This window comes from Acinetobacter sp. V89_7 (assembly GCF_029967895.1).
Classification (GTDB): domain Bacteria; phylum Pseudomonadota; class Gammaproteobacteria; order Pseudomonadales; family Moraxellaceae; genus Acinetobacter; species Acinetobacter soli.
Genome location: NZ_JASCAJ010000015.1, coordinates 1 through 600, shown reverse-complemented (window position 1 = coordinate 600; position 600 = coordinate 1). Strand labels below are relative to the sequence as shown.

Annotated in this window: 1 protein-coding gene; it reads left to right on the top strand. The window is 45.3% G+C overall.

All coding sequences use genetic code 11. The annotated features are described in order from the left end of the window. Positions 1–67: 67 nt before the first annotated feature. Positions 68–600, top strand: a 533-nt coding sequence (locus QLG00_RS01230; protein WP_282470379.1) for a thioredoxin family protein, incomplete at its 3' end; no start/stop codon positions are given.

Below are 600 nucleotides of genomic sequence, written 5' to 3'. Positions count from 1 at the left end.
CCTATCAATGCATTTATCTTATTCTTCTCAACAAGTTAAATTATTTACTCCTTTGGAGCTGTTAGGCATGTTAGACCAAAATATCAAGACTCAACTTAAAACTTACCTAGAACGCTTAGAAAGCCCAATCGAACTGGTTGCTGCGCTCGATGATTCAGATAAATCCGCAAAGATCAAAGAGCTAGTGACTGAAATCGCAGAACTCTCTGATCGTGTAACGGCTCGCTTTGATGGCCAGAATCCACGCCGTCCAAGCTTTGGTATTGCCAAAACAGGTGAACAGCCACGTGTGTTTTTTGCTGGCTTGCCAATGGGCCATGAGTTCACCTCATTGATTCTGGCGTTGCTACAGGTATCAGGCTATGCCCCTAAAGTTGCGCCTGAGCTTTTAGAGCAGATTAAAGGCTTGCAGGTGAGCGATCATTTTGATGTATTTGTGTCGTTAAGCTGCCATAACTGTCCAGATGTGGTACAGGCCCTCAACCTGATTGCCATTTATAACCCGAATGCAACAGCCACCATGATTGACGGTGCCTTCTTCCAGGATGAGGTTGAAGAACGCAAGATCATGGCTGTGCCGATGGTGTTCCAAAACGGTCA